The organism is Quadrisphaera sp. RL12-1S (assembly GCF_014270065.1).
In the GTDB taxonomy this organism is placed as follows: Bacteria; Actinomycetota; Actinomycetes; order Actinomycetales; family Quadrisphaeraceae; genus Quadrisphaera.
Genome location: NZ_JACNME010000002.1, coordinates 570,868 through 580,284, shown reverse-complemented (window position 1 = coordinate 580,284; position 9,417 = coordinate 570,868). Strand labels below are relative to the sequence as shown.

At 76.7% G+C, this 9,417-nt stretch carries 9 protein-coding genes; 5 read left to right on the top strand and 4 right to left on the bottom strand.

The window, feature by feature from the left end; genetic code table 11:
- Positions 1-688 (top strand): short-chain fatty acyl-CoA regulator family protein (locus H7K62_RS06245; RefSeq protein WP_186717016.1); only part of this gene is annotated, 688 nt, incomplete at its 5' end.
- Between the two features lie 15 nt (positions 689-703).
- Here the strand turns inward: H7K62_RS06245 and H7K62_RS06240 are convergent.
- A complete protein-coding gene (locus H7K62_RS06240) occupies positions 704-2,533 on the bottom strand; it encodes a TIGR03767 family metallophosphoesterase (RefSeq protein WP_186717015.1) in 1,830 nt (609 codons plus the stop codon).
- A gap of 161 nt (positions 2,534-2,694) precedes the next feature.
- Here H7K62_RS06240 and H7K62_RS06235 point away from each other — a divergent pair, with 161 nt between their 5' ends.
- Together H7K62_RS06235 and H7K62_RS06230 are read left to right on the top strand one after the other, a co-directional pair.
- Positions 2,695-3,432 carry an HD domain-containing protein gene (locus H7K62_RS06235; protein WP_222437137.1) on the top strand — a complete coding sequence of 246 codons (738 nt, stop codon included), beginning with the start codon at positions 2,695-2,697 and terminating at the stop codon, positions 3,430-3,432.
- Between the two features lie 99 nt (positions 3,433-3,531).
- On the top strand, positions 3,532-4,038 hold the full coding sequence (locus tag H7K62_RS06230; RefSeq protein WP_186717014.1) for a hypothetical protein: 507 nt from the start codon (positions 3,532-3,534) through the stop codon (positions 4,036-4,038).
- Positions 4,039-4,078: 40 nt separating this feature from the next.
- Here the strand turns inward: H7K62_RS06230 and H7K62_RS06225 are convergent, their stop codons facing one another.
- Positions 4,079-5,899, bottom strand: coding sequence for a putative bifunctional diguanylate cyclase/phosphodiesterase (locus H7K62_RS06225; RefSeq protein WP_186717013.1), 1,821 nt, complete (start codon positions 5,897-5,899; stop codon positions 4,079-4,081).
- A 97-nt stretch (positions 5,900-5,996) separates the two neighbouring features.
- Complete coding sequence (locus H7K62_RS06220; RefSeq protein WP_186717012.1) at positions 5,997-6,539, bottom strand: DinB family protein; 543 nt, start codon at positions 6,537-6,539, stop codon at positions 5,997-5,999.
- Positions 6,540-6,742: 203 nt separating this feature from the next.
- Between H7K62_RS06220 and trpS the strand changes: the two genes are divergently transcribed.
- Both trpS and H7K62_RS21515 read left to right on the top strand, forming a co-directional pair.
- Positions 6,743-7,909, top strand: coding sequence for a tryptophan--tRNA ligase (trpS, locus tag H7K62_RS06215; protein ID WP_186717011.1), 1,167 nt, complete (start codon positions 6,743-6,745; stop codon positions 7,907-7,909).
- 29 nt (positions 7,910-7,938) lie between these two features.
- The gene (locus H7K62_RS21515; protein ID WP_222437136.1) at positions 7,939-9,087 is read left to right on the top strand and encodes a GNAT family N-acetyltransferase; all 1,149 of its coding nucleotides are present in this window, start codon (positions 7,939-7,941) and stop codon (positions 9,085-9,087) included.
- Here the strand turns inward: H7K62_RS21515 and H7K62_RS06205 are convergent.
- The gene (locus H7K62_RS06205; RefSeq protein WP_186717010.1) at positions 9,077-9,301 is read right to left on the bottom strand and encodes a hypothetical protein; all 225 of its coding nucleotides are present in this window, start codon (positions 9,299-9,301) and stop codon (positions 9,077-9,079) included. The genes H7K62_RS21515 and H7K62_RS06205 overlap by 11 nt on opposite strands.
- Positions 9,302-9,417 lie beyond the last annotated feature (116 nt).

Genomic DNA, 9,417 nt, shown 5'->3' with positions numbered 1-9,417 from the left:
CTACCTGTCAGCGGCGCTGCTGCTGCCGCAGGAGTCCGCGGTGGCGTTCCTGCGCCGCGCGAAGACCGAGCGGGAGCTGTCCGTGGAGGACCTGCGCGACGCGTTCGCCGTCCCCTACGAGACTGCCGCCCACCGCTTCACCAACCTCGCCACGGTGCACCTGGACCTGCCCGTGCACTTCATGAAGGTGGACCGGGCCGGGCGGATCCTCAAGGCCTACGAGAACGACGGCGTGCGCTTCCCCACCGACGCGCTCGGCGCGGTGGAGGGCCAGCCGGTGTGCCGGCACTGGACGGTGCGGACGGTGTTCGACATCGCCGACCAGCTCAGCCCCTACCACCAGTACACCGACACCGCGGCGGGCACGTTCTGGTGCACCGCGCGCACCCAGCCCGGCTCGGGCGCGGCCGGGGAGGGCCTGGACCACTCCGTCGCCCTCGGGGTGCCGTACGCGCACGTGAAGTGGTTCCGCGGGCGCGGCACCACCGAGCGGTCCACCTCGCGCTGCCCCGACCCCGCGTGCTGCCGGCAGGCGAGCCCGGAGGTGGCGGCCCGCTGGCAGGGCAGGTCGTGGGCCAGCCCGCGCACCCCCGCGAGCCTGCTGGCCTCCACGCCGGTGGGCTCCTTCGGCGGCGTGGACACCCCCGCCGTCTACGACTTCCTGCAGGCCCACGCCCCGCAGGGGTGAGCGGACGGGTCGGCCTCAGGTGACCAGGCCCGCGGGCCTGGGCAGCACCAGCTCGACGTTGCGGTCAGCAGCCCTGCCCCGCAGGCCGTCGGTGGCCGGGTCGGGCCGGGCGGACTCCTGGGGGTCGTTGGCCGCCAGCTCCCGCGACAGCGACGCCAGGTCCAGCGGCGTGGCGAGCGAGCCGTTCCAGGTCGGCGCGGCGGCGCTGTCGACGACCGTCCCGAAGATCGACAGGGTGCCGTCGCCGTTGTCGGTGATCTCCAGCGTGCGCACCTGCTGCGGCCAGTCGATGTGGGACGCCGTCGTCACCTCCCACAGGCCTCCGGTGCCTCCCGGGCGCGGGCGCGCGGTCACGGAACTGGTGTGCGTGTGCCCGTTGACCCAGGCGATGACCTGGGGGTTGGCCAGCAGCGTCGCGAGCACCTGCGGTCCCAGCACGCGGGGCGCGGGGTCACCCCCGGTGGCGACCAGGGCGTTGCCCATCGTGTCGGCGGTGTGGTGGCTGACCACCACGGTCGGGCGGGTGGGCGCCGCGGCCAGCGTCGCCACCAGCCAGGCGTGCTGCACCGCGTCGAGGGACCCGTCGGCCTCGCCGTTCTCGTTGACCGTGTCCAGGACGACGAAGCGCACCGGCGCCGACCGCCGTCCCGCCGCGGTCACCGCCGGGGCGTCGACGACGTAGTAGGCGGTCCCGGTCGCGCGGTTCTCGGCGGTGAAGCCGTGGCCGACCGGGGCGCCGGCGGTGCTGAAGTGGGCCGCCACGACCTCGGCGCGGCTGACGAGCCGGCGCCGGGGGTCGGGGGAGACGGTGCGCACGGGTGCTGCTGCCAGCGCCGCCTGCGCCGGGGCGCCGCCTGCGAGGAGCCGCTGCAGGAAGGTCGTCGGGTCCGCACCGGCCGGCAGGCCCAGCGGCTTGACGCTGCCCACCGCGAGGGCGTCCAGAGCGGGAGAGACCGGGAAGTTGCCGGTGAGCAGCCCGTCGTGGTTGCCGTGCACGGCGTACCAGGGCATCCGCAGGCCGGTGGCGCGGAACGGGCGGACGGCCGCGGCCAGCAGGCCGGGGACGGTCGGGAAGCCGTGCTGGCCCCGGTAGGCGTCGGCGCCGCCGCTGGACCCGGCCGGGGTGCCGCCGGGGTGCCAGTAGTGCGTGTCGTACGTGGCGGCGTTCCCGTCCGCGACGCCCTCGAAGACGCCGGGCCTGCCGCTGTCGGGCGTGATGGTGGCGCCGTCGAGCAGGTCGATCGACCAGCGCAGCTCGTTGGCCTGGCAGTTGTCCGTGGCGTCGCCGGTGTTGAGGGCCAGCTGGAGGGCCGCTCCGGTGGCCGGGGCGCCCTTCAGCGCGTTCACGGCCCGCACCGTGGCCTCGCCGACGTGCGTGGAGAGCATCTCGTGGGGGCGGTAGGCGGCCTGGAAGGGGACCGAGGGGTCGGCGTCGGAGTACCGGTCGAGGAACTCGAACCGGGCCGGCGACTGCGTGTCCTGCAGGTGGACGTCGGTGAGCTGCACGAACGCCGTCATCACCCGCCGGGTCGAGGCGCGACCGGCGGAGGGGACGCCTCCCAGGTCCGTGCGCACCGTGTACGGCTCCCCGGGGCCGAGCACGTGGCGGACGAACCCACCGGCGCCCGGCGTCCCGCGCAGCAGGGTGCGCGCCAGCGTGGTGCCGGAGGGGCGAGCAGGGGTGGTCGCTGCTGCCGGCACCGCTGCCGCGGCGCCGGGCGCGCCGGCGAGCCCGGCGGCACCGGCGGCCGCCGCGGCGGCGAGGGCTCCACCCAGCGCCAGCGCCTCCCGGCGCGGCAGGGACGGTCGGGCGTGCGGGGAGGGAGGGCCGGGCTGCGCGGACACGGGAGGCACGCTGCTCCGCGAGGGCGACGCGTCGGTGAACGGGCCGGGGAGAGCGGGTGGCGCGCGGCGGTCACCCTCCTGGCGGATCACAGCGGGGTCCACTGCGGGGACGGACTCGTCGCCCGCGATCTGCCGTGGCCGGAGCGGCTACGTTGGTGGTCATGTCGACTGGAGGACGGTCCTCGTTCACCGCCTGGTCGCCCCTGCGGCCCGTGGCGCGCGCGCTCCACCCCACCCTGGGCGCGCCGTCCCCGCAGGTGCCCGACGCTCCTGCCGACCCCCCGCTGGCCCGGGCCGGGGCGGAGGCGCACACCGTGGCGCTGGACGCCGAGCTGGTCGGCCAGGCCCGGGAGCTGGCCGAGCAGCTGCTGGCCACCGTCGACGACGACGGTCGCCGCTGGCGGCACACGCAGGCCGTGGCCGAGCGCGCGGCGGAGGGCGCGGACGCCGTGGCGCCGGAGCAGGTGAACCTCCTCCTGGCCGCGGCGTGGCTGCACGACGTCGGCTACGCCCCGGCGGTCGCCCACACCGGCTTCCACCCGGTCGACGGCGCGCTGCACCTCCAGCGCAGCCTGTGGCCCCCGGCGCTGGTGGGGCTGGTGGCCCACCACTCCGGTGCGCGCTTCGTGGCGGGGGTCCGCCAGGTCGCCCACCTCCTGGACCCCTTCAGCCGGCCCGGCTACTGGTCGGGCCCGGTGGCGGACGCGCTGACGTGGGCTGACCAGACCACCGCCCCCGACGGGCGGCGGGTCACCGTGCACGAGCGCATCGCCGAGGTGCTCCAGCGCCACGGCCCCGGCAGCCCCCAGTCCCGCTGCCACGCCCAGCGCGGGCCGGTGCTCATCGCCGCCGTGCGGGCCACCGAGGACCGGCTGCTGCTGGCGCGCGCCGCCGGCTGAGGCGCCACCCCGGCGACGCGCCGGCCGGCCAGGTTTCGGCTCGGTGAACATCCAGCGGTTCCGCAGGCGCCCACCAGCGGCGGCCCGCACGCTGGTCCGGTGGCACGGGAGAGGGGCTCGCTGGTCGAGCGCGCCGACCCGGTGGCCGTGGTCCGGCGCTGGGAGGCCGAGCAGGGCCGACGTCTCGTGGACCCGCAGCTGGCCGCCTGGGAGGATCTCGACAGCGAGGCCGTGCTGCGCGCGCGGGCCGCGTGGGGCGACGCCGTCCCCGGGGGCACGCGCTTCTGGTCGCGGCGCCGCTACCTGAGCTTCGACGCCGCCGGCGCGCCCGAGCGGCTCATCGAGGTGCAGCTGCTGTCCGCCCACCAGCCGTCGGTGCGGGCGCGACACTCCGACCTGCTGGTGGCCGGGTCGCTGGGGGAGCGGTACTGGGTGTACGCCCTCACCGCGACACCCGCCGGTGACGTCTACCTGCGCACCCTCCAGGACCCCGCCGGCTGCGCCTGGGACCCGGCGTCCCCGTCAGGTGCCGCCGGAGACCACGACCCGCTGTGGGTGCTCCCGCTGAGCCGGGTCGGCGGCCCGGCGGTCCTCCTCCTCGCCTGACGGGCTGCTCGGGGCTGCCCAGCGCCCGCCGGGGACCCGCTCAGAGCGCGCCGGTGGCGGGGGCGGGTGCCGGCAGGTCCCACCCGGTCGTCCACGCGGCGGTGAGCTGCTCGGGCGGCACGGGCCGAGAGATGGCGAACCCCTGCGCGTGCAGGCGGCGGCCGGGCCGCTCCGCGGCGAGGTCGCGCAGCGCCTGCAGGTGCGCCGGGGTCTCAGCGCCCTCGGCGGTCACCGAGGCGCCCAGCCCGTGGGCCATCTCCACCAGCATCCGCACGACGGCCGCGTCGCGCTCGTCGGTGAGCATGCCCATCACGTACCGGCGGTCGATCTTCACACCGTCCAGCTGCAGGTCCCGCAGGTGCGCGAGCCCCGCGGCACCCGACCCGACGTCGTCCAGGACCACCGCCACCCCCGCCGCCCGCAGCGCCGACAGCGACGCGGACGCGGCGGCCACGTGCGCGGTGGTCGCGATCTCGGGCAGCTCCACGCGCAGCGCCCGCGGGGGCAGGCCCGCCCGGTCCAGCTCGGCCAGCACCTGGGGCACGAGGTCCCCGCGCAGCAGTCCGGGCACGGACAGGTTGACGTTCACGCACGGCGGCGCGGCCTCGCCCAGGGCGGCCACCCACCGGGCCTGCTGGGCCAGCGCGGTGCGCAGCACGTGGGCGTCCAGCTCGGCGCCGAACCCGGCGGCGGCGACGTCCCCGAGGAAGGCCGCCGGCGGCAGCAGGCCCCGGTGCGGGTGGTCCCACCGCACGAGCGCCTCGGTGCTGGCGAGCCGGCCGCTGCCCACCTCGACGATCGGCTGGAAGTGCAGGAGGAACCTGCCCTGCGCCACCGCGGCGTGCAGCTCGGTGCGGTCGGGAGCGTGCGCGGCGGTGATGGACGGCGCGGCGCCGCCCTCCACCACGGCGCAGCGGGACCCGCCGGCGGCCTTGGCGCCGTACATGGCGAGGTCGGCCTCGTGCAGCAGGGCGGTGGGGTCGAAGCCACCGGTGCTGACGGCCACCCCCACGCTGGCCTGCCCCGGGAGCACGCGGCCCCCGAGCTGCACGGGCTCGGTGAGCCTGCTGAGCAGCCGCTGGCCCACCTCCTGCGCCCAGGCGACCACCCGCTCCTCAGGCGCCGGGGGACGCAGCAGCAGGGCGAACTCGTCCCCGCCCAGCCGCGCGGCGAGGTCACCGGGGCGCACGGCCCCGCGCAGCCGGGACGCCACGCGCTGCAGCACCTGGTCGCCGGTGGCGTGGCCGAAGCTGTCGTTGATGGCCTTGAAGTCGTCCACGTCCACGTAGACCAGCGCCAGCGGCGGGTGCGCGGCGGCCAGCCGCTCCAGGAAGTGCTCGCGGTTGGCCAGGCCGGTGAGCGGGTCGGTGAGCGCCTTGTGGGCCAGCTCGGCGGCGAGGTCGCGCAGCACGTCCTCCACCTCCAGGTGCCCCGGCTGGCCGCCGTCGTCGTCGTGCTCGCCCTCGGCGAGGACGAGCACCTCGCTGTAGCGGGCGGCGCGGTCACGGGCCAGGACCAGCTGCGCCGCCCGGGCGACCGTGGTGCCCGGGGAGACCACGAGCGCGTCCCAGTCGGTGAAGGCGCTGATGGGCCGGCGCGCGTTCACCGACCGGCCGTACCCGAGCCGGCCCGCCATCGCGGTGAGGAACGGCCCGCGGGAGACCAGGCCCCAGCGCCGGTGGGGGTCCTCCGCGCGGGGGCGCACGGCCAGGCAGCCGAGCGCAGGGTCGGTGCGGAAGGCCTGGTCGACGTCCTCGCAGGGGTCCGTCGGGTCGAGCACCCCCACGGGTCGCACGAGGGGGGCGACGTCGCCGGCACCGCCGGTCCTGTCGCCGAGAGCAGCGCGGAGATCAGCACTCACACGATGATCATCGGCAGGGACGTCGGCCGCTCGAGGGACGCGCTGGTGAACACCAGGTGGCGCGCCGACGAGCCTCGGCGCCGGTGGGGCTGGTCGCTCAGGTCCCGGTGGGGCTCTCCGAGGGGCTCTCCGAGGGGCGCGGCGCGGCGAGCAGCTGCTCGCGGAGGATGTCGGCGTGCCCGCAGTGGTGGGCCAGCTCGCGGAGCACCTGCAGGTGCACCCAGCGCAGCGTGCGGGGGCCGCCGGGGTGGCCGGTGACGACGTCGTCGAGGTCGCGGTCGGCCACCAGCGCGCGGGCGGTGGCGCACGCACGCCGGTGCGCGGCGATGAGCGAGGCGGCGGTGTCGTCGTCGTCCAGCTGGAAGGTCTGCTCCACCGCGGTGACCGTGCCGAGCTGTGCGCGGGGGGTGCCGCCGACGCACTCCTCGAACCAGACCCGCTGCATCCACGTGACGTGCTTGAGCAGCCCGAGCAGCGTGGTGGCGGACGGCACCAGCCGGCGGCGCACCTGCTCGGCGTCCAGCCCGACGAGCGTCGCCTCGATCGCGGCGCGGTAGTGCTCGAGGAACGCGGTGAGCTGGGTGCGCTCGTCGGCGAGGGGGACGGCGAAGGGTTCGGCGGCCGGAGCGCTGTCGGACACGGCCCCAGGCTGGCACGCGCGAGCCGTGGACGCCCCGGCGGCGGGTGGGTACGGTCCTCGGGTGCTGATCGTCCGCACCGGGTGGTGGCCGTCCTCGCGACGGCCCTGACCCGACCCCACGGGCTGTCCTGAGGACAGCCCGGCGCGCACCCCGCACGGCGGCACCCCCGCAGGCAGCTCCCCACCCCACCTGGAGCCCTGCGATGTCCGTCCCGACCACCACCCCCACCACCACCCCCACCACCACCCCCACCCCCACCCCCACCCCCACCACCACCCCCACCAGCACCACCTCCACCGGCGCCGCGACTGCGGCTGACAGGTCGTTCGCCGTCGCCGCCGCCCGCAGCGCCGCCCTCGAGGCCGAGGTCGCCGCGGACCCGACGCGCTTCCGCGTGCTCACCGGAGACCGGCCGACCGGTGCGCTGCACCTGGGCCACTACGTCGGCACGCTCGCCAACCGCGTCCGGCTGCAGGACGCGGGCGCCGAGGTGGTGCTGGTGGTGGCCGACTACCAGGTCATCACCGACCGCGACGGCGTCGGCGCGCTGTCCCCGACGGTGCTGGGGCTCGTCGCCGACTACCTGGCCGCCGGCATCGACCCGAGCAGGACGACGGTCTTCGCGCACAGTGCCGTGCCTGCGCTCAACCAGCTGCTGCTGCCGTTCCTCAGCCTCGTCACGGACGCCGAGCTGCGCCGCAACCCCACGGTGAAGGCGGAGCTGGAGGCCACGGGCCGCCGTCCGCTGTCGGGCCTGCTGCTGACCTACCCGGTGCACCAGGCCGCGGACGTCCTCTTCTGCCGAGCGGGTCTGGTGCCGGTGGGGCGGGACCAGCTGCCCCACCTGGAGGTCACGCGGACCGTGGCCCGCCGCTTCAACGAGCGCTACGCCGGCGGCGAGCCGTTCTTCCCCGAGCCCGACGCGCTGCTCACCGCCGCTCCGGTGCTGCTCGGCACGGACGGCACCAAGATGAGCAAGTCCCGCGGCAACGCCGTCGAGCTGCGCGCGAGCGAGGACGAGACGGCGCGGCTCCTGCGCGGCGCCAAGACCGACGGCGAGCGGCACATCACCTACGAGCCCCGTCGCCGCCCGGAGGTCGCCAACCTGCTGCTGCTCGCCTCGCTGCTGTCAGGGCGCGCGCCGGAGGCGCTGGCCGAGGAGGTGGGCAGCGGTGGCGGCGGGGCGCTGAAGGTGCTGGTCACCGACGTCGTCAACGAGCACCTGCGTCCGCTGCGGCGGCGCCGCGCGGAGCTCGTCGCCGACCCGGGGGCCCTCCTGGAGGTGCTGCGCGCGGGGAACGCGCGGGCCAACGAGGTGGCTGACGCCACGCTCGCCGACGTCCGCGCGGTGATGGACATGGCCTACTGAGCTGGCGCGTCGTCCGCGAGGATCACGGGATGACCATCGGACGAGCGCTGCTCACCGCTCCTGACGTCCCCGGGCCGGTGCTGGACCTCCTGCGGGCGGCGGTGACCGCAGGCCTCCTCGACCACGCCGACAGCCTCGCCGCCGGCCTCCAGCAGGCGGGCTGGGTGCGTGAGCGCAGCGGAGGCCGATGGACCTGTCCCAGCCACCGCGAGTGGAGCGTCCACTCCTCCGCGCACCCACCGAGACTCAGCGTCTTCACCGAGGGGGAGCGCGAGGTCGTCCACGGCGCCTTCACCCTCCTCGCCCGGCACCTGGGCAGCGCAGGACCCGGCCGGCCCCTCGTGCACCAGGTCGACCCGGACCGGCTCGACTGGCCGGGCTGGACGACGTCGGACGTGGAGGTGTCGCTCAACGCCAGCAGCCACCCCTGGGCGCCGCCCCCCGAGCACCTGCGGGCGCTCGCGGCGCCGTGCTCGCTGCACCTGGCGGTGGAGCGTCGCGATGCACCGAGGGACGGGCTCCCCTGGGACCACGAGCGCGCCCTGCGCCTGGCCCGGCACGGCTCACGGGTGGAGCGGTGGTACCTCGCCGCTCAGGACGACCTCACCGACGACGTCGTCGAGGTGCTCGGCCGCGACGACGACCCGGCCGTCGTCGCGGCTCTCGACGACGGTGCGCGTCAGCGCGTGGTGCACCGCGAGCACCAGGCCGAGCTCCGCGGGGAGGCGGAGCCGTCGGTCTACCTGGCGGGGGCGGACGGGGGCCCCGACCTCGACCTCGCGGGGACCGACCTCGCCGAGGTCGTCGACCTGTACCGCGCCGTGGGGTGGAGCGCGTACGCCGACGACCCGGCGCAGCTGGCGGCGGCGCTGGCCGGGTCGACGCGCGTCGTCGTCGCTCGCCGCGACGAGCAGCTGGCGGGGCTGGCCCGCGTCGTCTCCGACGGGGTGAGCATCGTCTACCTGCAGGACCTGCTGGTGCACCCCGACCACCAGCGCCGCGGCGTGGGGACGGCCCTCGTCCGCGCGGTGCTGAGGCCGTTCGGCGGCGTGCGCCAGCAGGTGCTGCTCACCGACGACGAGCCGGGCCAGCGGGCGTTCTACGCCTCGCTCGGCTTCACGCAGGCCGGCGAGGCGCCCTACGGGTCGCTGCGTTCCTTCGTGCGCTTCACCGCCTGACGCGGCGCCCCGCGCGCTCGGGTGCCGCGCCGGCCCGGCCCTCGGCCACCGCGTGGGCGAGAGCCACCCGGCGGCGGCGCGCGAGCTCGCGCGCAGCGGCCACGGCACCGACCACCAGCAGGACGACGAAGGCGGCCCAGCCGATGAGGGCCATGAGCGGCACCGCGCTGGCGGAGCCGTCGATCCAGGTGGGGAGCGGGAACTGGGGGAGCACGGGTCCTCCTCGACGCCGGGCTCCCGATCGTTCCGCACCCGGGCCTGCGTATCAACCTCCGCACCACGACGGCGCGACGGGTGGCCGCGGCTCGGCTCCGGCCGCAGGCTGGTCCC

Excerpts from the sequence above, each read along its gene's own strand:
- trpS (WP_186717011.1), top strand. The coding sequence starts at position 6,743 with ATGTCCGTCCCGACCACCACCCCCACCACCACCCCCACCACCACCCCC.
- H7K62_RS21515 (WP_222437136.1), top strand. The coding sequence starts at position 7,939 with ATGACCATCGGACGAGCGCTGCTCACCGCTCCTGACGTCCCCGGGCCG.
- H7K62_RS06235 (WP_222437137.1), top strand. The coding sequence starts at position 2,695 with ATGTCGACTGGAGGACGGTCCTCGTTCACCGCCTGGTCGCCCCTGCGG.